The organism is Streptomyces sp. CC228A, from assembly GCF_021390935.1.
Lineage (GTDB): Bacteria > Actinomycetota > Actinomycetes > Streptomycetales > Streptomycetaceae > Streptomyces.
In genome coordinates this window covers 233,316-254,500 of record NZ_JAJPUI010000001.1, presented here as the reverse complement: position 1 = coordinate 254,500, position 21,185 = coordinate 233,316, and the positions used below count along the sequence as shown (strand labels likewise).

Here is a 21,185-nt window from a genome sequence, read left to right as displayed (position 1 = left end):
GAGTGCCTTCTACCCCGCTCGCGCGACGCGCGGAGGGGCGGCGAGGGGCGGCGCCGGACTGCCCCGCGACCGTCCGCCGCCGGACGCGCACCGGCCGGCCGGCGACCGCCGTGGGGCGGTGCCCGCTCATTCTGTGCCACGGCCGCGCGGTCCGCCCTGCTGCGCCGCACCCGCCGTGTCGGGCGGCCCGGCGGCCCCGCCGCCGGCGGGAGCGGTGACGCGCGGCGCCGGGACCCGGCGGCCGGCCGCGGCAGCACCGTGCGGGTGGTCCCGTACACCCGGAGGGCCGTCTCGGTGGTGCCGTCGGGGCGCCCGGGGAAGGCATGCCGATCCATGCGGCGAACGGCCCGGAAGGGGACGGCGATGCCTCCAGGGACCAGGCTGCGGCGCGCTGCCGCGGCGGTGGGCGCCCTCTGCGCCATGGCGGCCACGGCAGCGGCGGTACCCGGCGCGGGCAGCGGTCCGCCGGCCGCGCCGACGGCCCGCACCGAGTCCGGGCTCGTGCGCGGGGTCCGCTCCGGGGCGCACGACGTGTACTACGGGATCCCCTACGCGGGACCGCCCACCGGGCAGTACCGGTGGGCCCCGCCCAGGCCCGTACGCCCGTGGGACGGTGTGCGCGACGCGGGCAGGCCCGGACCGCTGTGCCCGCAGGTGCCGTCGCCGTACGCGCCGATCTCCAGTACGGAGGAGGACTGCCTGGTCCTGAACGTCACCACCCCGCCCGCCGCGGCGCGGCGGCCGGCTCCCGTGCTGGTGTGGATCCACGGGGACGGCGCCATCGGCGGCGGCGCCTTCTTCGACGGGCGCCGCCTGGCCGCGCGGGGCCTGCTCGTGGTGACGGTCAACTACCGTCTCGGGGTGTTCGGCGGCTTCGCCCGCCCCGGCCTGCCCGGCTCCGGCACCTTCGGGCTGCTCGACCAGCAGGCCGCACTGGGCTGGGTGCAGCGCAACGCCGCCGCTTTCGGCGGCGACCCGGGCAACGTGACCGTCGCCGGGATGTCGTTCGGGGCGTCGGCCATCGCCGGGCACCTCACGTCGCCGGGCGCCCGCGGGCTGTTCCACCGGGCGGTGACCGCGAGCGGCGAGGGCATGATGGACATGCCCGCGGGAGCGATGGGCCCGGGCGTGCCCGGATACCCGTGGTACGTCTGGCGCACCGGCCGAGAGATGGAGGAGACCACCGAGGCGATGACCGCGCCGCTCGGCTGCCGGGACCCGGACCCGGACCGCTCGCTGCGGTGCCTGCGCGCCCTGCCGGTGAAGCGCATCCTCGAAGTGCCGCACATCATGAACGCCTTCCAGGCGTTCGCGGTCGGCAACGCGACGCTTCCCGAGCTCCCGCCCGACGCGCTGCGGGCCGGCCGCTTCCACCGGGTGCCCGTCCTGTCCGGCGCCACGCGCGACGAGCACCGCACCTTCGTCGGCATGCTGTACGACGCCGTGGGGCGCCCCTTCACGGAGGACGACTACCGCACGTCGCTGCGCACCGCGTTCGGCCCGCAGGCCCGGCGCGTCCGCGCGGCCTACCCGACCGGCTCCTTCCCCTCCCCGGGCCTCGCCTGGGCCACCGTGGTCACGGACCGCATGTGGGCCCGCGGCACGGAGGCGCAGCACAGGGTGCTCGGCAGCCGCGTGCCCCTGTACGCCTACGAGTTCGCCGACCGGGACGCCCCGATGTACCTGCCGCTGCCCGGTCGCTTCGACTTCGGCGCCTTCCACGCCGCCGACGGGCCGTACCTGTTCGAGGACGACCAGGCGGAGCCCCGCTTCACCCCGGCGCAGCGGCGCCTGTCGGCGACCATGACCGCCTACTGGGCGGCCTTCGCGCGCACGGGCGACCCCAACGCGCCGGGCCTGGCCGCATGGCCCGCGCACCGGCCGGCGGACCGCATCCCGTACGTCCAGTCGCTGGCACCCGACCGCGTCGGCCCGGTCGACTACCGCCGGGAGCACCGGTTGGGCTTCTGGCGCCGCCTGCGCTGAGCCCCGGCGGCGCCCGCCCGCCGGGCGCGGGACCCCTGTCCCCGTGCCGGCGGGCGCGCCCCGCCCGCGGCACGGGCCGTCGTGGACGAGCCGGTCCCGTCTGAGGTGGCGGATGTGCGCGGTGGGCGCGGAGCGCAGGTGGCGCCATCCGAGGCGCCTGCTGACGTCGGCCATGATGACCCCCTGATTCTCGTCGGTAGGGCGATAAACAGGGCCCCTGTTCTCGTCAAGTTGACGAAATGGGGGAGGGGTGCAGCCGTCCGCGCCGGGGCCCGGAGGCGGGCGTGAAGTCCGTTGTCAGTGGCCCCGTCTAGGGTTCGATCATGAGTTACGCACTGAGCCCCTACCTCGTCGACATCGCCAAGGCCCGCGCCGCCATCGGATCCGGCGACGACAAGCTGCGCCGCATGATCGGCGGCCGCTTCAAGCAGCAGATGGCCCACGCCGACGAATGGTTCGCCGACGAACTCGCCCAGGGGGCCCCGAGCCGGTACGAGGCGCTGCGCGCGGTGGTGGCCGGCGGCCCGTTCGACGCCGCCCACGCCTTCCAGTACGGCTACGCGTACCAGATGATCTGCGAGTTCCACGGTCGCTGGCTGTTCAACAACGACTTCTCGCCGTTCCGCTCCGGGTGGCTGGAGCGCGTCGACGAGGGCCTGCGGGAGGCGAGCGTCACGGCGGTGGCCGTCACCGACTTCATGTACGGCTCGGTGCCCGAGCCGCTGCCGCGTCCCGACTTCCTCCCGGCGTACGGCGAGTGGACCCCCGACCAGTGCGCCGAGGGCCTCGCCCAGTGGGAGGCCGCCGCACCGGAGAAGCGCGGCGGCCTCGACCCCGAGGTGCTGGCCGCGGTGGAGTCCTGCGTGGACTGGATGCGCCAGGCCCGCGCCCGCGAGGGCTACGGCGTCGTGGCCTTCGGCCACTGACCCGGGATCCGGGGCCGCGCCGCACCGCTGCCGCCCCGGAACCGCACCCCGCCGGTGGCCTCACCCGCGGCAGCGGCCCGGGCAGCGCCACCGCGCGGGGCGGCGGGTCCGGCCGCGGTGAGCCGTAGGTGAGGTCGCCCGGCTTGTGGTCGCGGTGGACACCGCCCGCCGAGACGCACCGGGGCCCGGGCCCGCCGCTCCGCGGGCCCGGGCCCCGGCGGCTCAGGTGTCGCGCGTCGTGAGCATCCCCAGCGTCGCCAGCCCCAGCACCAGCCAGGCGAACCACAGCCACCCGTTGCTGCCGAGCGCCACCGTGTACGCGGTCGTCAGCACCAGCGCCCCGATGGTCAGCACCCCCATGGTCTTCGTGGAACCGGACATCGTGTCCTCCTCACGGCCGCGGGCCTCGCTGCCATGGTCCCGCCACCGGGGCCGGAACGCTAGCTGCTGCCGCGGGCCTGGAGCGAGGCGAGGTACGCGTTGTACGCCTCCAGCTCCTTGTCGCCGTCCCGGTCGGCCGCCCGGTCCGCGCGCCGCGCCGCCCGCTCCTCGGAGCGGTACCACTGGAACAGCAGCGCGACCAGCACCACCACCGAGGGGATCTCGCTGAACGCCCAGGCGATGCCGCCGGCGGCGTTCTGGTCCGACAGCGGGTCCACGCCCAGCGACGCCGGGGCGTTCAGGAAGGTGTTCACCATCGGCTGCGACGCCATCATCAGCGAGATCCCGAAGAACGCGTGGAACGGCATGCCCGCGAAGAGCTCCAGCATCCGCATCACGTACCCCGGGCGGTGCGGCCCCGGGTCCACGCCCATGATCGGCCAGAAGAACGTCAACCCCACGGCCAGGAAGTGCACCATCATAAAGATGTGCCCCGGCCTGGACCCCATGAGGAAGTCGAACAGCGGGGTGAAGTACAGGCCGTACAGGCTGGCGATGAACATGGGGATCGTGAACGCCGGATGCGTGATCACCCGCAGGTACCGGCTGTGCAGCAGCATCAGCAGCCACTCCCGCGGCCCCTTGCCGCGGCCCCGGCCCGCCACCGGCAGCGCCCGCAGCGCCAGCGTCACCGGCGCGCCCAGCAGCACGAGGATGGGGGACAGCATGCTGATCACCATGTGCTGCACCATGTGCACGCTGAACATGACCATGCCGTAGTCGTTCATGCCGGTGCAGGTGACCAGCGCCACGCTCAGCACGCCGAGGGCGAAGAACACCGTCCGGCCGACCGGCCAGGCGTCGCCGCGCCGCCGCAGCCGGACGACCGCCCACCCGTAGAGGGCGAGCGCCACCAGGCAGCTGACGAGGAAGAACGCGTCCGGGGAGAACGCCAGGCCCCGCCCCAGCGTGAACGGCGGAAGGTCCGCCGTCATGCCGTGCCCGCTGTGATCCATCCGCCGGCTCCTGATTCGTGCTGGGTTGTCCGCTTGCCGCACCAGACTAGAACCGCCCCCGGCCGCGTCGGCGACCGGGGGCGGTTCGGGGGCGGGCGGGCCGCGTCACGGGCCGGCCGTACGCGTCACAGGACCGTCTCGGCCTCGGCGTACCGCTCCTCGGGAACCGTCTTCAGCGTCTCCACGGCCTCCGCGAGCGGCACCATCACGATCTCCGTGCCGCGCAGCGCCGTCAGCATGCCGAACTCGCCGCGGTGCACCCCCTCCACCGCGTGCCAGCCGAAGCGGGTCGCCAGGACCCGGTCGTAGGCGGTCGGGGTGCCGCCGCGCTGGACGTGGCCGAGGATCACCGGGCGGGCCTCCTTGCCGAGGCGCCGCTCCAGCTCGACGGAGAGCTGCCGCGCTATCCCGGCGAAGCGCTCGTGGCCGTAGATGTCCTTGCCGCCCTCGTCGAACTCCATGCCGCCCGGCCGGGGCTTCGCGCCCTCGGCGGCCACGACGATCGCGAACCGCTTGCCCGCCGCGAACCGGGCACCGACGCGCGCGGTGAGCTCGTCGAGGTCGAAGGGCCGCTCGGGCACCACGATGGCGTGGGCGCCGGCCGCCATGCCGGAGTGCAGGGCGATCCACCCGGTGTGCCGGCCCATCACCTCCACGATGAGCACCCGCTGGTGGGACTCCGCGGTCGTCTTCAGCCGGTCCAGGGCCTCCGTGGCGACACCGACGGCCGTGTCGAAGCCGAACGTCACGTCGGTCGCGGAGATGTCGTTGTCGATGGTCTTCGGGACGCCGACGATCGGCAGTCCGGCGTCGGACAGCAGCCGGGCCGCCTTCAGGGTGCCCTCGCCGCCGATCGGGATGACCGCGTCGAGGCCGAGCTCGGCGACGTGGCCCTTGGCGCGCTCCACACCGTCCACCAGGTGGGCGGGCTGGACGCGGGACGAGCCGAGGATGGTGCCGCCCTGCGCGAGGATGCCGCCGACCGCGTCGAGGTCGAGCTTGCGGTAGTCGCCTTCCAGGAGGCCCCTCCAGCCGTCGTGGAAGCCGATGACCTCGTCGCCGTGGTCGACGACGGCGCGGTGGACGACGGAGCGGATGACGGCGTTCAGGCCGGGGCAGTCGCCCCCGGACGTGAGCACACCAATGCGCATAGCCCGAAAAACCTTTGCAACGTGGGCGGACTCCCGGACCACGTCGTCCGGCTGGATCGCCGCCACCCTACCGGTACACGGGGTAACCACCGAACCTGACGTCCGACCTTTGGACGACTTCAGAGAAAGCGACAAAACCGCAGGCGGCCGTACGCAACAGACGTTCGCACGGCCGCCCGGATGAGCGGTTTCCGGCCCTCCCGGGGCCGCTGCCGGCCCGGTGCCGGCCGGGGGTCACTCGGGCTGGCTCGCCGCCGCGATCCGCTCGGCGCGCAGCGCGTCGTACCACCGCTCGTCGGCCGGCGGCAGCGCGTTGACGTCCAGGGCCAGCTTCAGCAGCAGGTCCGCGATCTGCGGGTTGCGGGCCATGACCGGGCCGTGCATGTACGTGCCGAACACGGTCTCGTTGTACGCGCCCTCGGTGCCGTCGCCGGTGCCGTTGCCCTTGCCGAACACGGTCCGGGCGAAGGGGCGGGCGGTCGGGCCGAGGTGGGTGACGCCCTGGTGGTTCTCGAACCCGGTCAGCTGCGGGAGCCCCAGCCGCGGATCGATGTCGGCGAGGACGTCGCCGACGCACCGCTCGCCCTCGCCGCGCGTGGAGATGACGTCGAGGAGGCCCAGGCCGGGCTCCCGCTCCCCGAGGTCGTTGATGAACTCGTGTCCGAGGATCTGGTAGCCAGCGCAGACGGAGAAGATGATCGCGCCGTTCTCGGCGGCCCGGGTCAGGCCGGAGTCCCGGCGGAGCCGCTCGGCGGCCAGCCGCTGCGGCCGGTCCTCGCCGCCGCCGATGAGGTAGATGTCGCCGGAGGTCGGCACGGCCTGGTCGCTGCGTACGTCGATGCGCTGCACGTCCAGGCCGCGCTGCCGGGCCCGGCGCTCGGTGACCAGCACGTTGCCCTGGTCGCCGTACGTGCTCAGCAGGTCCGGGTAGACCCACACCAGGCGCAGGCTGCTGTCGCTCATGCTCGTTTCGTCCTTCGCGGAGGGTGGTCAGTTGCCGACGCGGCGGCGCACGTCCTGGAACGCCGTGTAGTTGGCGATCAGCTCGATCCGGCCGGGCGGGGCGAGCTGCACGGCCTCGTCGAGGGTCTCGCAGACCCGGAAGTCCAGACCGGCGACGTCCAGGCGCACGGCCAGGTCGAGCCTGCGGTCGCCGAGGACGAAGATCGGATGACCGGCCAGCCGCGGGTAGTCGACGTCCCACAGCCACGAGGTGTCCGTGCCGTCCGCGCCCCGGGCGTTGACGGACAGGATGACGGGTGTCGGCGGCGGGTCGATGAGCGAGAACGTCTCCAGCCAGCCGGCCGGGTTCTTGGCGAGCAGCAGCCGCAGGTCGCGGCCCTGGAAGGACACCACGTCGTAGCGTCCGGCCACCGCCTGCACGTCGTACATGCGCTCCAGGGCGACCTGCGGCGGCACCCCGAAGACCGCGGCGACGGCCGCGGAGGTGGCGGCGTTCGCCTTGTTGGCGCGACCGGGCAGCCGGAGGCGGATGGGCCAGGCCTGGCCGTGCGGGTCCAGCACGTGGTCGCCGCTCAGCGCCCACGTGGGGGAGGGGCGGCGGAAACCGCACTCGCCGCAGAACCAGTCGTCGCCGGGCCGCTGCATGACACCGCCGCAGGCGGGGCAGGACCAGGCGTCGTCCTTCCACTCCTGGCCGGCCGCCACCCACACGACGTTCGCGCACGAGGAGGCGGCCCACACGACCAGCGGGTCGTCGGCGTTGGCGATGACCACGGCCTTCTGGCCGGACAGTCCCTCCCGCCACTTCTCGGCGAGCATCCGGGTCTCGGCGGCGCGGTCGAGCTGGTCGCGGGAGAGGTTCAGCAGCGCCACCGCCTTGGGCGTGACGTCCCGGGCCACCCCGGCCAGGTACTTCTCGTCGACCTCGATGACGCCGTACTTCGCCTCACCGCCGCCGGCGAGGGCGGAGGTGATGCCCGCGGGCATGTTGGCGCCGAGCGCGTTGGAGACGACGGGCCCGCTGGCGCGCAGGGCCTCGGCGATCAGGCGCGTCGTCGTCGTCTTGCCGTTGGTCGCCGAGACCAGGACGACGTCCAGGTGCTGCGCGAGCCGCCCCAGAAGATCCGGGTCCAGCTTGAGGGCCACCCGGCCACCGATCACCGATCCGCTGCCGCGGCCCGCCGCGCGAGACACCGCCGCTGCGGCCTTGCCCGCCGTCACGGCCAGCTTGGCGCGCGGCGACAGCGGCTCCGAGTTGCCTGCCATCGTCCTTGTTCCTCCTAGCGTGGGTCCTGGCTCAGCCTATCGAGAGACGGCCGCCGCCCCGAACCCCGCCACCTGCGAACCCGCCGGTCAGACCGGGACCGTAGGCTGAACGCCATGCGAAACCGGCCGATCCCCGGCAGTTCCGGCGCCGTGCGGGCCATGACCCTCCACGGCGCTCCGGTGCTGCACAGCCCCTGCGAGCCCGTCACCGACTTCGGCCCGTCCCTGGCCGGGCTGGTGGAGGACATGTTCGCCACGATGTACGCCGCGAACGGCGTCGGGCTCGCGGCGAACCAGGTGGGGGTCGGCCTGCGGGTCTTCGTCTACGACTGCCCCGACGACGAGGACGTCCGCCACCTCGGCCACGTCGTCAACCCCCGTCTGGTCGCCGCCGACGGCCCGCTGGTCCGCGGCCCCGAGGGCTGCCTGTCCCTGCCCGGCCTGGAGGCCGGGACGGCGCGCCACGACCACGCGGTGGTGGAGGGCGTCACCGTCCGCGGCGAGCCCGTGCGGGTGGAGGGCACCGGCTTCTTCGCCCGCTGCCTGCAGCATGAATGCGACCACGTGGACGGCCTCGTCTACCCCGACCGCCTCACCGGCTGGCGCCGCACCCGCCTGCTGCGCGCCGCCCGCCGCACACCCTGGGGCGGCCGCGGCCCGGTCGCCTGACACTGCCGCCCGGGCGTCCGGACGTCCGGCCCGAAGGGTCCCGGCCCGCTGCCACGCGCCTGCTTGACGGCGCGTCGGATCGGATGGGCCCCGCTGTGACGGTGGCGGACGGGTGAAGTCCCGCGGGTGACCGCGCTGTCGGCCTTCCGCACGGCGGATCCGCTCAGCGAAGGGGCCGGTGGGGGGCGTGCGGGGCGCCCGGTCGAGGGTTCGGGGCGTCGGCGTCGGCGCCGTCGTCCGGCGTGGATCCGGGTGCCCGCGGGCAGGGGTGCGGGGTGCCGGGCCCGGCCGTCCCGTCACGGGCGGGTGCCGCCCCGGGTCAGAAGCCCGGGCCGTCCTTGCGGTCGTCGGCGGCGGCCAGCCGGCCCCACAGCAGGTCCGCCAGCGAGGAGACGAGTGCGGCGCGGGCGCAGGGCCGCTCGCCGAGCCACCAGTCCCCGGCGGCGTGCATCATGCCGACGATGCCGTGGCCCCACGCGCGGGCCAGCACCTCTCCGCCGTCGCCCAGCTCGATCCGCTCCGCGATGACGTCCGCCAGCTCCTCGCCCATGCGGCGCAGCAGCGGCGCCGAGTGCCGGCCCAGGCCCGTGTCGTCGCCGGGGTGCATCAGGAAGCGGTACACCTGGGGCCGCGCCTCGATCGCGGCGAGGTACGTGTCGAGGGTGGCCTCCACCCGCCGGCGCCGCTCCGAGGGGGCGTCCAGGGCGGCGCGCAGCGCGGCGAGCAGGGCGTCGGTGTGGCGCTTGGCCAGGGCGCTGTACAGGCCGCCCTTGTCGCCGAAGTGGCGGTAGAGGATCGGCTTGGTGATGCCGGCCTCGGCGGCGATGGCGTTCATGGAGGCCTGCGGGCCGTCGCGGAGGACCACGCGGTCGGCCGCCTCCAGCAGTTCGCGCCGCCGCTGCTCGGCCGACCGCTGCTGCTCGGTCCGGTGGGTGGTGTCCATAGCGTCTCTCCCCGCCCTTCACATGTTCCTTCAGGCCAGCGCAACGTAACACCCCCTCCGGCCACGACGCCGGTTGACAGCTTTTACCTGCCGGTAACAGACTGTGGTTACCGCAAGTAACGCTCATGCCCGCCGGAGGGACACCATGGCCGAGTTCACGTTCGAGCTCAACGAGGACCAGAAGCAGGTCCGGGACTGGCTGCACGGCTTCGCCAGGGACGTGATCAGGCCCGCGGCCGCCGAGTGGGACGAGCGGGAGGAGACGCCCTGGCCGGTCATCCAGGAGGCCGCGAAGGTCGGCATCTACTCGCTCGACTTCTACGCCCAGCAGTTCTTCGACCCCACGGGCCTCGGCATCCCGATGACCATGGAGGAGCTGTTCTGGGGCGACGCGGGCATCGCCCTCTCCATCGTCGGCACCGGCCTCGCCGCCGTGGGCGTCCTCGCCAACGGCACCGAGGAGCAGGTCGGGACCTGGCTCCCGCAGATGTACGGCGACACCGACGACGTGAAGGTGGCCGCCTTCTGCTCCTCCGAGCCCGACGCGGGCTCCGACGTCGCCTCGATGCGCACCCGTGCCGTCTACGACCAGGCCAAGGACGAGTGGGTGCTCAACGGCACCAAGACCTGGGCCACGAACGGCGGCATCGCCCACGTGCACGTGGTGGTGGCCGTCGTGGACGCCGACCTCGGCTCGAAGGGGCATGCCTCCTTCATCATCCCACCGGGCACCCCGGGGCTCTCGCAGGGCCAGAAGTTCAAGAAGCACGGCATCCGCGCCTCCCACACCGCCGAGGTGGTCCTGGAGGACGTCCGCGTCCCCGGCTCCTGCCTGCTCGGCGGCAAGGAGAAGCTGGACGAGCGGCTCGCCCGGGCCCGCGAGAAGGCGAAGGAGGGCGGGGAGCGCGTGAAGAACGCCGCCATGGCGACGTTCGAGGCGTCCCGCCCCGCCGTCGGCGCCATGGCCGTGGGCACCGCCCGCGCCGCGTACGAGGTCGCCCTCGACTACGCGAAGACCCGCAGGCAGTTCGGCCGCCCGATCATCGACAACCAGGGCGTCGCCTTCCAGCTCGCCGACATGCGCACCCGGATCGACGCGGCGCGGCTGCTGGTCTGGCGCGCCTCCTGGATGGCGACCGCCGGCAGGCCCTTCGAGAACGCCGAGGGCTCCATGTCCAAGCTGTACGCCAGCGAGGTGGCCAAGGACGTCACCGCCCAGGCCGTCCAGATACTCGGCGGCAACGGCTACACCCGGGAGTACCCGGTCGAGCGCATGCACCGGGACAGCGCGATCTACACGATCTTCGAGGGCACCAGCGAGATCCAGCGCCTCGTCATCGCGCGCACCCTGTCGGGGGTGGCCATCCGCTAGATGAATGAGTCCGATGTTCGTGCTGGTCGCGACCATGGCGAAGGGCGCCCGTTGGTCAGTGTGTGAAGACAAACCTGGACGCCCTTCTGGCGGCACTGTACGTGTTCATCGACGACCATGTGGCGCCTTGTCGCCGGATCGGGCGACCCCCGAAACTGACGGACGCCGAACTGCTGTGCCTGGCGGTCGCCCAGGTCCTGCTCGGTTTTCCCTCGGCCCGGCACTGGATCCGCTTCGCCCACGCCCGCCTCGGCCACCTGTTCCGCTACCTGCCCCAGCAGTCCGCCTACAACAAGCGCCTCAACGCCGCAGGCCCCCTGATCAGCCGCGTGATCGAGGCACTGGCCCGGCAGGTGCCGACCTGGAACGACGACCTGCGGCTGATCGACTCCACCCCGCTGCCCTGCGCGGCCTCCCGCGAGACCGTCAAACGCTCCGACCTGGCCGGACACTGCGGGTACGGCTACTGCCGCAGCCACTCCCGCTTCTTCTGGGGCTTCCGCCTCTACCTGGTCACCACCGCCGAAGGCATGCCCGTCACCTGGTGCCTGGCCAACCCCAAGATCGGCGAACGGGAGGTGATGGCCGCGCTACTCGAACGCGACCACCACCTCGTCCGCCAAGGACAGGTGATCCTCGCCGACAAGGGCTTCGCCGGGAAGGAGTTCGAAGCGTTCTGCTCCGAGCGGCTCGGGGTTCATCTGGTGCGGCCGGACCGCGAGGACGAACCGGCCCGGCACGGAAAGATCGCCCGGGTCCGGCAGTGGATCGAAGCCGTCATCGACACCCTCAAGGGCCAGCTCAGCCTCGAACAGCACGGCGGCAGAACCCCGGCCGGAGTCTTCGCCCGCACCGGCCAACGACTCCTCGCCCTCGCCGCCGGCATCTGGCACAACTGGGCCACCAACGCCCCCGTCAAGCGATCACTGATCGCCTACGACCACTGAAGACATCGGACTCATTCATCTAGGCGGGTCGGGCCGGCGGCGTACCCGTACGGGGGACGGTCAGAGGCCGGCCGCGGCGTCGCACGGGGGACCCGTGCGGATCCGGCGGCCGGCCGGGTCGTCGGCGGGGCGGGAGGAACGGGGCGGGCGCCCCGTTCCGGCGGGTCGTTACGCGGCGGGCGCGATGTCGCCCTGCTGGGTGGCGGCCCATGCCTTGATCAGGGCCTGGTAGATCCGCTGCCCGTCCGCCGACAGGGTTCCGCCCGAACGTGCCCAGAGCTCGCGGATCGCGGCGTTCAGGGCGTCGGCGTCGGGCCTGTCGTGGTGCATGGGGGACTGGGACATGCCGTTCAGCGTACTGGCCGGAACCAGCCGTTCCGCGCTCCTACCCTCGAACGTGACCATTCACACGCGCTGCGCCAGGCCCCTTCGAGCGCCCAGGCCAGGCCCCCTCAAGCGCCCCGCGAGGCGGCTTCGAGCGCCCTTCGGTCCCGCGTCGAGCGGGCAGCCCGTAAGCGTCCCGCCGACCCGCGCGACCCGCGGCAGCCCGTACGCGTCACCGCCGCCCCGCGGCCCGGCCCGCGGGGCGGTGCCCCCGCCGCCCCGGCCCGCCTGGACGGCGCCGCCGCCACCCCGGCACGCCTGGACGGCGCCCCCCGAGCGGGGCGCCGTCCGTGTGCATCCGCCGCCCGGGGCGCGGCGAAGGCGCTGAGCACGGGGGACGGGGAAGCCCCGCCCCGCGGCTACTTCACCGAGCCGGCCATCACGCCCTGCACGAAGTGGCGCTGGAACGCGAGGAACACCACCAGCGGCACCACCAGCGACAGGAACGCACCGGGGGCCAGCACGTCGATGTTGCTGCCGAACTGCCGCACCTGCGACTGGAGCTCCACGGTCAGCGGCTGCGACTGCGAGTCCGCGAACAGCAGTGCCACCAGCATGTCGTTCCACACCCACAGGAACTGGAAGATGGCCAGGCTCGCGATCGCCGGGCGCCCGACCGGCAGCACGAGGCGCGTGAAGATGCGCCACTCGCCCCCGCCGTCCATCCGCGCCGCCTCCAGCATCTCCTTCGGTATCTCGGCGAAGTAGTTGCGCAGCAGGAAGATCGCGAAGGGCAGGCCGTACGCCACGTGGAACAGGACCACGCCCGGGATCGTGCCGAACAGCCCCACCGCCCCGAAGAGCTTCGCCACCGGCAGCAGCCCGACCTGCACCGGCACCACCAGCAGGGCCACCACGAGCAGGAACAGCCAGTCCCGGCCCGGGAACTCCAGCCACGCGAAGGCGTAGCCGGCCAGCGCCGCGAGGCCCACGACCAGCCCCGTCGCCGGAACCGAGATCAGGACCGTGTTCCAGAACGCCGCGGTCATGCCCGCGTTGTCCAGCAGCGCCGCGTAGTTCGCGAACGACAACTGGCCCGGGTCCGCCAGCGCGGTCCACCAGCCGCTCGACGAGCTGTCCGCCGCCGAACGCAGCGACGACACCAGCAGCCCCGCCACGGGGGTGATCCACACCAGCCCCACCAGCAGCAGGAACGCCTGCACCACGCCGTTGCCGAGCCAGCGGCGCAGCCGGCGGGGTCCGGTGGTCCTCACGGGGGCGGTCGCTGCGGCGCTCATGACTGGCTCCTGCGGAAGCGGCGTACGTTGAAGACCATCGCCGGGATCACCAGCAGCAGGAGCAGCACGCCCAGCGCACTGCCCAGGCCCTGGTCGTTCCCGCCGCCGAACGACACCAGCCACATCTGCGTGGCCAGCACCGTGGCGTCCTGCTGCACCGGCCCCGGCGCGATGATGTAGATGAGGTCGAAGACCTTCATCACGTTGATGACCAGCGTGACGAAGACCACCGTCAGCACCGGCGCCAGCAGGGGCACCGTGATCCGGCGGAAGATCTGCCACTCGTTCGCGCCGTCCATCCGCGCCGCCTCCAGCGCGTCCCGCGGCAGCGCCGACAGGCCCGCACCGATCAGCACCATCGCGAAGCCGGTCCAGATCCACAGGTACGCCCCGATGATGGCGGGCGTCACCAGCGCGGGCCCCAGCCAGGACACCCCCGTGTACGGCGCGGCGAAGTTCGCTTCCGGCAGGCGCAGCGCGTAACCGCCGGACGCCTCCAGGCCCGTGAAGGCGAAGGAGCCGTCCGCGGCCGTCGTCGCCGACGCCACCGCCGCGCCGTCCCGCACCGCTTCCACGGCGACGCCCGGCAGGCCGGACTCCTCGGCGTCCACCTCGCCCGGGCGCCCCCCGCCGCCCGGGGTGAAGTCCAGGTACACCACGCCGCGCAGTTCCCCGGCCGCCGCCGGGGCCGAGGCCGCCTGCGCCGCCGGGCGCGCCGCCGCGGGCACGTCCTGCGGCTTCACGCCGACCAGCGGCAGGGCCACCGGCGCCGCGCCCGGCGAGAGGGCCGCGGCCGTCTCGTAGGCGCCGCCCGGGGCCTTCCGCACGGACTCGCCCTCGCGGGCCCGCGCGCCGGGGTACGGCGAGCCGTCCTCGACCAGGTCGTGGACGCCCACGACCGCCGCGTTCAGGACGCCCTTGTCCGGGTCCTCCTCGTACGCGAGGCGGAAGATGATGCCCGCCGCCAGGAACGACACCGCCATGGGCAGGAACAGCAGCACCTTGAAGGCCGCCGCCCAGCGGATCTTCTCCACCAGCACCGCCAGGACCAGCCCGAGGCCGGTCAGCAGGGTGGGGGCCACGACGACCCAGATCGTGCTGTTGCGGATGGCCCTCAGCGTGGCCGGGTCGCGGAACATCTCGACGTAGTTGCCGCCGCCCACGAAGCGGGTGCCGGACGCGTCGAAGAGGCTCCGGCCGACCGAGAAGAGGACCGGGTACACCACCAGCGCGCCGAGCAGCAGCAGCGCCGGCAGGACGAAGGCGACGGCGATGACGCGCCGGCGCCGCCCGGCGCGGCGCCGCGGGTCCGCGCCGGCGCCGCGCCGGGCGGCTGCCCGGGCGGTCGCCTCCGCGGGCGCGGTGCCGCGCCGGGGGGAACGGGTGACTGTGGTCATGGGGGAGCGCCGCCTCAGCCCTGGTTCGCGGAGCCGTAGGCCTTGGCCGCGGCCGCCTCCAGCGCGGCCGCCGTCGCCTCGGGCTTCGACGGGTCGCGCAGGAAGTCCTGGAGGATCTTCCACTCGCCCGCGCCCTTGGTGCCGCCGAACGCCGCCGGGGCCTGGTCCGACATGTCGAAGCGGACGGTGTCCCCGGCGTCCACCAGGGACTTGGCGGTGGCCCGCAGGGTCGCGTCGCCGTACGCCCCGAGGTCCAGGGCCTTGTTCGGGGAGATGAATCCGCCCTCGGCGGCCCAGACGGCTGCGGCCTCGGGCGTCGCCAGGAACTCCAGGAGGGCCATGGCGGCCTTCTGGTTCCTGCCGTCCTTCAGGACGACCGCCGCGTCACCGCCGCTGACCACCGGCGCCTCGCCCCCGCCGACCGCGGGGAAGGGGAAGAAGTCCGCGTCCTCGCCGATCTTCCGGCCGAACTCGTCCTTCGCGACACCGGCGACGAAGTCGCCCTCGTACACCATCCCGGCCTCCTGCTTCGGGCCGAAGACCTTCTCGACGGAGCCGGGGAAGTCGGTGGCGAGCGCGCCCTTCCTGCCGCCGGCCAGCAGCTTGTCGTCGGAGAACAGCCTGGCGAGGGTCCTGAGGGCCTCGACGACCGTCGGGTCCGTCCACGGGATCTCGTGCTTGGCGAGCTGGTCGTACTTCTGGGGGCCGGCCTGCGACAGGTAGACGTTCTCGAACCAGTCGGTGAGCGTCCAGCCGTCCTCGCCGGCCACGGCGAACGCAGGAACGCCGGAGTCGGCGACGGTGCGGGCCGCGGTGAGCATCTCGTCGTACGTCTTCGGGGGCTTCACACCGGCGGTGTCCAGGGCCGCGGGGTCGTACCAGACGGTCGACTTGTTCGCGGCCTTGAAGTAGAGGCCGTACAGCGTGCCGTCCACGGAGCCGTAGCCCTTCCAGACGGGTGCGAAGTTCGCGTCGACCGTCTTCTCGGCGGACTTCGACAGCGGCGCGAGCCACTTGTTCTTCGCGAACTGCTGGAGCACGCCGACCTGGGGGACCATCACCACGTCGGGGGCGTTGCCGCCCTCGATCTTGCTGCCGACGACGGTGGACACGTTGTCGCCCGTGGAGACGAAGCGGGTCTTCGCCCCGGTCTGCTCGGTGAAGGCGTCCAGCACCTTCTGGAAGTTCTTCTGCTCGGTGCCCGACCAGACGCCGGCGACGGTGAGGGTCTGCCCGGACAGCGCCTTCTCGCCACCGCTCGCGGTGCCGACCGGGTCGCCGCCGCACGCGGTGGCGCCGAGGGCCAGCGCGGCGGTGAGGGCCGAGCAGCACGCCGTCTTCAGGAAGCGTCGTCTCATCATCTTCGTACCTTTCGCGGGGAGTTACGAGGGACTTGCGAGGGACCTACGCGGACAGGGAGGCGGACGGGGGACTGGTGGTGCGGTCGGTGATCCACCAGGCGGCGGTGGCACCGGGCAGCGCCCCGGGCGGGCACGGCCCGCTGGCCAGCAGCGGCGATCCGGGGACGGGGGCGGGCACGGGCGCGGTGCCGAAGTTCACGGCGCACACCAGGCCGTCGCCCCGCTCGAAGGCGAGGACGTCCGGCGGCGCCTCCAGCCAGCGCAGGGGGCCCTCGCCCAGCTGCGGCAGGCCGCGCCGCAGCTGGAGCCCGTCCCGGTACAGGTGCCAGAAGGAGCGGGTGTCGGCGAGCGCCCGGTCGGTGGCGTGCTCGGCGAACCAGGACGGCTGCGGCAGCCAGGGCCGCGCCTCCGCTCCGGCGCTGAACCCGAAGGGCGAGGCGTGCCCGGACCAGGGGAGCGGGACCCGGCACCCGTCGCGGATCCGGGCGCGGCTGCCGGTGCGGTGGAAGATCGGGTCGGTGAGGACCTCGTCCGGCAGGTCCACGACCTCCGGCAGCCCGAGCTCCTCGCCCTGGTAGACGTACGCGGCGCCGGGCAGCGCCAGCATCAGCAGCGCGGCGGCGCGGGCGCGGGCGGCGCCGAGGCCGCTGCCCTCCGTGCCGGACTCGCCGTACCGGGTCACCGTGCGCACCTGGTCGTGGTTGTTGAGCACCCACGTGACGCTGGAACCGGTGCCGGCGATGTCGCGCAGCGCCTCGTCGATGACCCCGCGGAACGCGGCCGCGTCCCAGGGGGCGCCGAGCAGGTCGAAGAAGAACGCCTGGTGCAGCTCGTCGGGGCGCACGTACAGCGCGTGCTCGCGGGCGGTGGGCACGGACACCTCGCCGACCAGCAGCCGTTCCCGGCCGTCGCGCGCCGTGTACTCCTCGCACACCGTGCGCCACCGGCGCCACACGTCGTGCACCTCGGGCTGGTTCCAGGCCAGCGGGTTGACGGAGTCGCGGGTGCGGGCGTCGGCCTCCGGGTCGTCGGAGTCGGGCAGGTCCGGGTGCTTGAACAGCCCTGCGGCCACGTCGATCCGGAAGCCGTCCACCCCCCGGTCGAGCCAGAAGCGGAGCACCTCCTCGAAGTGGGCGGGCACCTCGGGGTTGCGCCAGTTCAGGTCGGGCTGCTCGGGCGTGAACATGTGCAGGTACCACTGGCCGGGCGTGCCGTCCTGCTCGGTGACCCGGCTCCAGGCCGGGCCGCCGAACATGGCGTGCCAGTTGTTGGGCGGCAGGTCGCCGCCCGGGCCCCGGCCCTCCGCGAAGTGGAACCGGCCGCGGGCGTCGCTGCCGGGGCCGCCGGCGAGCGCCTCGCGGAACCACGGGTGCTCGCTGGAGCAGTGGTTCGGGACGATGTCGAGCAGCACCCGGATCCCCAGCCGGTGCGCGTCGGCGACGAGCCGGCCGAACTCGTCGAGGTCGCCGTAGACCGGGTCCACGTCGCAGTAGTCGGCGACGTCGTAGCCGTGGTCGTGCTGCGGCGAGGGGTAGAAGGGGCTGAGCCAGATGCCGTCCACGCCCAGTTTCTTGAGGTACGGCAGGCCGCTGCGGACACCGGCGAGGTCGCCGATCCCGTCGCCGGTGCTGTCCAGGAAGCTGCGGACGTACACCTGGTAGATCACCGCGTCGCGCCACCAGGAGTGCGTCTGCGTGGAGCGGTGCGAGAGGCCGTCGCCAGCCGGGGCTGTGAGCATCACCCGTTGACCTGTTTCTGCGTGAAGGGTGCACGCTGCCCGAGCAAGGGCAGCGGTTATGCATGCATGTTAGGTAGCTGGGTTCATCAGAAGTCAACGACGATGTAATAAACACTGGCGAGTTACCAGGAAATGACCCGGTTTGTCCCCTCGGAAACCGGCAGCCTGGAGGCGCCCGGCATGCCTAACAGGTAAATAGGGGTGGGGTGGCTCGGCCATGAACGGGCCTCATACGGCCCTCGCGACGCCAGGCGCCCGTCCGCAGCCGCCGCGCCGTGCGGGGCGCCGCCGCGGCCGCACCATCGCGGGGCGGCGCGGCTGCCGAACCCCGCGGGGCGGCGCGGGCCGCCGGTGGCCGCCCGCGGCACCGGCAGCCGCTCCATCCTCCGCCGGACCGCCGCCGGACCTCCGCCGGCACCCGCCGCCGGTCCCGCCGCCGCGCCCCGAGGACGCGTCCGCGCTCCGAGGCGCCGCCGCGCCCCGAGGACGCGTCCGCGCTCCGAGGCGCTGCCGCACCCCGGGGACGCCAGGCGTCCCGAGGGGCGGCGGGTCAGGTGACCGCCGGGACGGCGCCGCCGGGCCTCAGCGGGCTGCCAGCGCCTCCAGCTCCGCCGTCATCCGCCGTACCGCCGCCTCGGGCGACTGGCGCTGCGCCAGCACGTCGTGCATCACCGCCTGGACCACCAGGCTCACCTGGCCGTACCGCGGGCTCTTCGGGCGCGGGCGGGCCGCCAGCACGCTCTCCCGCAGCGCCGGCAGGTACGGGAAGGCCCGCACCAGCTCGGCGTCCTCGTACAGCGCGGCCCGCACCGGCGGCAGGGCGCCCTCCGTGAGGACCCGCCGCTGCACCGGCTCGCTCGTCAGGTACGCGATCAGCTCCGCCGCGGTCCCGGGGTGCCGCGCCCGTTCGCTCACCGCCAGGTTCGACCCGCCCAGCACGCTCGTGCCCGGCCCGTCGGCCCCCGGCAGCGGTACGGCTCCGAAGCGCCCGGCCACCCGCGAACCGGGCCCGGCCGCGGCCGCCCAGGCGTAGGGCCAGTTCCGCAGGAAGAGCAGCCTCCCGTCCTGGAACGCCCGGCGCGACTCCTCCTCCGTGTACGCCAGGGCCTCGCGCGGGATCCATCCGTCGCGGACACCGCGCGCCAGGAAGTCCACCCCGGCCCGCGCGGCCGCCGCGTCCCCGGCCGTCCGGCCGCCGCCCCCGGCCGTGCCCGGCACCGCCCCGCCCGCCGAGTAGACGGCCTCCACGGTGTTGACCGTCAGCCCCTCATAGGGCAGGAACTGGCCCGCGTAGCCGCCGAGCCCGTGCCTCGGGGCGAGCGCCGCGGCCTGCCGCTCCAGCTCCGCCCAGGTGCGCGGGGGCCGCTCGCCCTCCGCCGCCAGCACGTCGGACCGGTAGAACAGCATGCCCGCGTTGGTCACGTACGGGACCGCGTACAGCTTCCCGCCGTACGTGGCGGTGTCGACGACCGGCGGCAGCAGGGCGCCGAGCGGGAAGCGGCGCGCCTCCAGCGGCGCGATCCACCCGGCCGCCGCGAACTCGGAGGTCCACGCCACATCGATGTTGAGGACGTCGAACCGGCCCTCGCCGGACCGCAGGTCGGTGACCATCTGGGCCCGGGTCTCGTCCGCCGAGTCGGGCAGCTCCACGAGCGTGACCTGCTCGCCCGGGTGCCGCGCGTTCCAGTCGTCCAGCAGCGGCCGCAGGTAGCCGGTCAGGTCGCCGGCGGTCGCCAGCGTCACCGGGCCGCGTCCTTCGCCGCGCCCGCCGCCGGGGGCCGCCGACGCCACGGAGGCCGTCAGGATCAGGACCGCGGCAAGGAACCCCCTACCCGCGGCACGCATCCACCGCATAGGTTCCTCCCTGGAGCACTGGCACCGGACGGCGTCGTCAGGTCAGGGGCATGTATACCTGTTAGGCATTCGGCGATACTAGGGCGCAGAGCACATCGATCCCGTATCGCGACAGAAGGAGAGCCACCCGAGTGCGCATGCAGCTCCTCGCTCTCCTCGCCGGCGGGCCGGCCCACGGGTACGAGCTCAAACAGGACCTTGAGCAACTGCTGGGCGCCGCGTACCCTCAGCCCAACGTCGGCCAGATCTACGTGACCCTCGGCCGGCTGGAGAAGTCGGGACTCATCGAGGGCGAGGAAGTCGCCCAGTCGAGCCGGCCCAACAAGAAGATCTACCGTCTCACCGCCGCCGGGCGGGAGGCGCTGCGCGCCTGGTTCGAGGAGACCGCGGACGAGCCGCGGATCCGCGACGAGTTCTTCATGAAGCTCGCCCTCGCCCCCCGTACCGGTCTCGCGGACCAGATCACCCTCATCAACAAGCAGCGACGCGAGTACCTCAACACCATGCGCACCCTGTCCAAGCTGGCCACCACCGAGAACCGGGACAACCGGATGGCGCACCTCCTCATCGAGGGCGCCATGCTGCACCTGCAGGCCGACCTGGACTGGCTGGAGCGCTGCCAGGAGGAGCTGGAAGAGCTGGAGGAGCAGCGGCGATGAGCACCACGGACCGGCCCGGCCCCGCCGACCCCGGCATATCCGGCACAGCCGGAGCCTCCGGCGAGGCCGCCGCCTCCGCCCCCGAAGCCCACCGCGGGACCGGCAGCTCCGCCCCCGCCTCAGCCTCCGGAGCCTCCGGCGACAGGGGCGCCCGCGCCACCGGCGGCACCGCCGCATCCCCCGCTCCCGCCCCGCTGCTGGAGGCCGAGGGGCTCACCAAGACCCACCGCGGCGAGGGCGGGCCCGTCCACGCCGTCCGCGGCATCGACCTGACCGTTCACCACGGCGAGTTCGTCGCCGTCACCGGCCCCTCCGGCGCGGGCAAGTCCACCCTCCTCCACCTGCTCGGCGGGCTCCAGCGGCCGGACGGCGGCACCCTCCGCCTCGACGGCGAGTCCACCGACTCCTACAGCGAGGCCCGCTGGGCCGTCGAGCGGCGCCGCCGCATCGGCATCGTCTTCCAGTTCTTCAACCTCGTCTCGAACCTCACCGTCGCCGACAACGTCGAGCTCCCCGCCCTGCTCGCCGGGGCCGCCCCGAAGAAGGCACGCGCAGAGCGCGAGGAACTCCTCGCCGAGCTGGGCCTCACCGCCAAGGCCCGCAGCATGCCCGGCGAGCTGTCCGGCGGCGAGCAGCAGCGCGTGGCCCTCGCCCGCGCCCTCGTCAACCACCCGCGGCTGCTCCTCGCGGACGAGCCCGCAGGCAGCCTCGACAGCAAGGGCACCCGCGAGGTCATGCGGCTGCTGTCCCGCTTCCACCAGCGCGGCCAGACCATCGTCCTGGTCACCCACGACGCCCGGCTGGCCAGCGCCGCCGACCGGGTCATCAGCTTCTTCGACGGCCGGATCACCGACGACGCCCGCCTGGACGCCGGCCCGGCCGCCGGCGCCGCAGCCACCCCCGCCCGCGTCGTCGAGCTGAGGGACTGAGGACC

The 21,185-nt window shown here is 73.7% G+C and carries 19 protein-coding genes and 1 pseudogene; 7 read left to right on the top strand and 13 right to left on the bottom strand.

Annotated elements, in window-relative coordinates; translation table 11 throughout:
- The first annotated feature begins 363 nt into the window (after window positions 1-363).
- Window positions 364-1,986 (top strand): carboxylesterase/lipase family protein, encoded by a 1,623-nt coding sequence (locus L6E17_RS01115; RefSeq protein ID WP_236238917.1) that lies wholly within the window; start codon window positions 364-366, stop codon window positions 1,984-1,986.
- A gap of 72 nt (window positions 1,987-2,058) precedes the next feature.
- On the opposite strand, the pseudogene L6E17_RS01110 reads toward L6E17_RS01115, so the two are convergent.
- Window positions 2,059-2,160 (bottom strand): annotated as a pseudogene (locus L6E17_RS01110) (SPFH domain-containing protein); the annotation flags it as partial.
- A 149-nt stretch (window positions 2,161-2,309) separates the two neighbouring features.
- On the opposite strand from L6E17_RS01110, the gene L6E17_RS01105 reads away from it, so the two are divergent.
- Window positions 2,310-2,912 carry a hypothetical protein gene (locus L6E17_RS01105; RefSeq protein ID WP_236238916.1) on the top strand — a complete coding sequence of 201 codons (603 nt, stop codon included), beginning with the start codon at window positions 2,310-2,312 and terminating at the stop codon, window positions 2,910-2,912.
- A 222-nt stretch (window positions 2,913-3,134) separates the two neighbouring features.
- Here L6E17_RS01105 and L6E17_RS01100 read toward each other — a convergent pair whose 3' ends face one another.
- The 5 genes from L6E17_RS01100 to L6E17_RS01080 all read right to left on the bottom strand — a co-directional run bounded on the left by L6E17_RS01100 (window position 3,135) and on the right by L6E17_RS01080 (window position 7,689).
- The gene (locus L6E17_RS01100; protein ID WP_175499805.1) at window positions 3,135-3,293 is read right to left on the bottom strand and encodes a hypothetical protein; all 159 of its coding nucleotides are present in this window, start codon (window positions 3,291-3,293) and stop codon (window positions 3,135-3,137) included.
- Window positions 3,294-3,352: 59 nt separating this feature from the next.
- Complete coding sequence (locus L6E17_RS01095) at window positions 3,353-4,309, bottom strand: cytochrome c oxidase assembly protein (RefSeq protein WP_236238915.1); 957 nt, start codon at window positions 4,307-4,309, stop codon at window positions 3,353-3,355.
- 125 nt (window positions 4,310-4,434) lie between these two features.
- The gene (locus L6E17_RS01090) at window positions 4,435-5,460 is read right to left on the bottom strand and encodes a 6-phosphofructokinase (protein ID WP_236238914.1); all 1,026 of its coding nucleotides are present in this window, start codon (window positions 5,458-5,460) and stop codon (window positions 4,435-4,437) included.
- 234 nt (window positions 5,461-5,694) lie between these two features.
- Window positions 5,695-6,423, bottom strand: a complete 729-nt coding sequence (locus L6E17_RS01085) for a type 1 glutamine amidotransferase (protein WP_236238913.1) — start codon at window positions 6,421-6,423, stop codon at window positions 5,695-5,697.
- 27 nt (window positions 6,424-6,450) lie between these two features.
- Window positions 6,451-7,689 (bottom strand): MurT ligase domain-containing protein, encoded by a 1,239-nt coding sequence (locus L6E17_RS01080; RefSeq protein ID WP_236238912.1) that lies wholly within the window; start codon window positions 7,687-7,689, stop codon window positions 6,451-6,453.
- Window positions 7,690-7,803: 114 nt separating this feature from the next.
- Here L6E17_RS01080 and def point away from each other — a divergent pair, with 114 nt between their 5' ends.
- The gene (gene def, locus L6E17_RS01075; RefSeq protein ID WP_236238911.1) at window positions 7,804-8,358 is read left to right on the top strand and encodes a peptide deformylase; all 555 of its coding nucleotides are present in this window, start codon (window positions 7,804-7,806) and stop codon (window positions 8,356-8,358) included.
- A 319-nt stretch (window positions 8,359-8,677) separates the two neighbouring features.
- Here def and L6E17_RS01070 read toward each other — a convergent pair whose 3' ends face one another.
- Window positions 8,678-9,301: a TetR family transcriptional regulator gene (locus L6E17_RS01070; RefSeq protein WP_236238910.1), complete on the bottom strand. Its 624-nt coding sequence runs from the start codon at window positions 9,299-9,301 to the stop codon at window positions 8,678-8,680.
- A 145-nt stretch (window positions 9,302-9,446) separates the two neighbouring features.
- Here L6E17_RS01070 and L6E17_RS01065 point away from each other — a divergent pair, with 145 nt between their 5' ends.
- Together L6E17_RS01065 and L6E17_RS01060 are read left to right on the top strand one after the other, a co-directional pair.
- The gene (locus tag L6E17_RS01065) at window positions 9,447-10,673 is read left to right on the top strand and encodes an acyl-CoA dehydrogenase family protein (RefSeq protein WP_236238909.1); all 1,227 of its coding nucleotides are present in this window, start codon (window positions 9,447-9,449) and stop codon (window positions 10,671-10,673) included.
- A 62-nt stretch (window positions 10,674-10,735) separates the two neighbouring features.
- Window positions 10,736-11,620, top strand: a complete 885-nt coding sequence (locus L6E17_RS01060; protein ID WP_236238908.1) for an IS982 family transposase — start codon at window positions 10,736-10,738, stop codon at window positions 11,618-11,620.
- Between the two features lie 168 nt (window positions 11,621-11,788).
- On the opposite strand, the gene L6E17_RS01055 is transcribed toward L6E17_RS01060, so the two are convergent.
- The 6 genes from L6E17_RS01055 to L6E17_RS01030 all read right to left on the bottom strand — a co-directional run bounded on the left by L6E17_RS01055 (window position 11,789) and on the right by L6E17_RS01030 (window position 19,592).
- Window positions 11,789-11,965 (bottom strand): hypothetical protein, encoded by a 177-nt coding sequence (locus L6E17_RS01055; RefSeq protein ID WP_236238907.1) that lies wholly within the window; start codon window positions 11,963-11,965, stop codon window positions 11,789-11,791.
- A gap of 398 nt (window positions 11,966-12,363) precedes the next feature.
- On the bottom strand, window positions 12,364-13,242 hold the full coding sequence (locus L6E17_RS01050) for a carbohydrate ABC transporter permease (protein WP_236238906.1): 879 nt from the start codon (window positions 13,240-13,242) through the stop codon (window positions 12,364-12,366).
- A complete protein-coding gene (locus L6E17_RS01045) occupies window positions 13,239-14,639 on the bottom strand; it encodes a carbohydrate ABC transporter permease (RefSeq protein WP_236238905.1) in 1,401 nt (466 codons plus the stop codon). The genes L6E17_RS01050 and L6E17_RS01045 overlap by 4 nt, the downstream gene beginning before the upstream one ends.
- Before the next feature lie 14 nt (window positions 14,640-14,653).
- Window positions 14,654-16,000, bottom strand: coding sequence for an ABC transporter substrate-binding protein (locus L6E17_RS01040; RefSeq protein ID WP_236238904.1), 1,347 nt, complete (start codon window positions 15,998-16,000; stop codon window positions 14,654-14,656).
- A 43-nt stretch (window positions 16,001-16,043) separates the two neighbouring features.
- A complete protein-coding gene (locus L6E17_RS01035) occupies window positions 16,044-17,738 on the bottom strand; it encodes a glycoside hydrolase family 13 protein (protein ID WP_236238903.1) in 1,695 nt (564 codons plus the stop codon).
- A gap of 582 nt (window positions 17,739-18,320) precedes the next feature.
- Window positions 18,321-19,592 (bottom strand): ABC transporter substrate-binding protein, encoded by a 1,272-nt coding sequence (locus L6E17_RS01030; RefSeq protein WP_236238902.1) that lies wholly within the window; start codon window positions 19,590-19,592, stop codon window positions 18,321-18,323.
- A 131-nt stretch (window positions 19,593-19,723) separates the two neighbouring features.
- On the opposite strand from L6E17_RS01030, the gene L6E17_RS01025 reads away from it, so the two are divergent.
- Entirely contained in the window at window positions 19,724-20,251 is a 528-nt protein-coding gene (locus L6E17_RS01025) for a PadR family transcriptional regulator (protein WP_236238901.1), read from the top strand.
- Window positions 20,248-21,180 (top strand): ABC transporter ATP-binding protein, encoded by a 933-nt coding sequence (locus tag L6E17_RS01020; protein ID WP_236238900.1) that lies wholly within the window; start codon window positions 20,248-20,250, stop codon window positions 21,178-21,180. The genes L6E17_RS01025 and L6E17_RS01020 overlap by 4 nt, the downstream gene beginning before the upstream one ends.
- Window positions 21,181-21,185: the final 5 nt, after the last annotated feature.

What these genes read in the sequence shown, in the direction of transcription:
- L6E17_RS01115 (WP_236238917.1), top strand. Translation starts at nt 364, where the DNA reads ATGCCTCCAGGGACCAGGCTGCGGCGCGCTGCCGCGGCGGTGGGCGCC.
- L6E17_RS01105 (WP_236238916.1), top strand. Translation starts at nt 2,310, where the DNA reads ATGAGTTACGCACTGAGCCCCTACCTCGTCGACATCGCCAAGGCCCGC.
- L6E17_RS01100 (WP_175499805.1), bottom strand. Translation starts at nt 3,293, where the DNA reads ATGTCCGGTTCCACGAAGACCATGGGGGTGCTGACCATCGGGGCGCTG.
- L6E17_RS01095 (WP_236238915.1), bottom strand. Translation starts at nt 4,309, where the DNA reads ATGGATCACAGCGGGCACGGCATGACGGCGGACCTTCCGCCGTTCACG.
- L6E17_RS01090 (WP_236238914.1), bottom strand. Translation starts at nt 5,460, where the DNA reads ATGCGCATTGGTGTGCTCACGTCCGGGGGCGACTGCCCCGGCCTGAAC.
- L6E17_RS01085 (WP_236238913.1), bottom strand. Translation starts at nt 6,423, where the DNA reads ATGAGCGACAGCAGCCTGCGCCTGGTGTGGGTCTACCCGGACCTGCTG.
- L6E17_RS01080 (WP_236238912.1), bottom strand. Translation starts at nt 7,689, where the DNA reads ATGGCAGGCAACTCGGAGCCGCTGTCGCCGCGCGCCAAGCTGGCCGTG.
- def (WP_236238911.1), top strand. Translation starts at nt 7,804, where the DNA reads ATGCGAAACCGGCCGATCCCCGGCAGTTCCGGCGCCGTGCGGGCCATG.
- L6E17_RS01070 (WP_236238910.1), bottom strand. Translation starts at nt 9,301, where the DNA reads ATGGACACCACCCACCGGACCGAGCAGCAGCGGTCGGCCGAGCAGCGG.
- L6E17_RS01065 (WP_236238909.1), top strand. Translation starts at nt 9,447, where the DNA reads ATGGCCGAGTTCACGTTCGAGCTCAACGAGGACCAGAAGCAGGTCCGG.
- L6E17_RS01055 (WP_236238907.1), bottom strand. Translation starts at nt 11,965, where the DNA reads ATGTCCCAGTCCCCCATGCACCACGACAGGCCCGACGCCGACGCCCTG.
- L6E17_RS01050 (WP_236238906.1), bottom strand. Translation starts at nt 13,242, where the DNA reads ATGAGCGCCGCAGCGACCGCCCCCGTGAGGACCACCGGACCCCGCCGG.
- L6E17_RS01045 (WP_236238905.1), bottom strand. Translation starts at nt 14,639, where the DNA reads ATGACCACAGTCACCCGTTCCCCCCGGCGCGGCACCGCGCCCGCGGAG.
- L6E17_RS01040 (WP_236238904.1), bottom strand. Translation starts at nt 16,000, where the DNA reads ATGATGAGACGACGCTTCCTGAAGACGGCGTGCTGCTCGGCCCTCACC.
- L6E17_RS01035 (WP_236238903.1), bottom strand. Translation starts at nt 17,738, where the DNA reads ATGCTCACAGCCCCGGCTGGCGACGGCCTCTCGCACCGCTCCACGCAG.
- L6E17_RS01030 (WP_236238902.1), bottom strand. Translation starts at nt 19,592, where the DNA reads ATGCGGTGGATGCGTGCCGCGGGTAGGGGGTTCCTTGCCGCGGTCCTG.
- L6E17_RS01020 (WP_236238900.1), top strand. Translation starts at nt 20,248, where the DNA reads ATGAGCACCACGGACCGGCCCGGCCCCGCCGACCCCGGCATATCCGGC.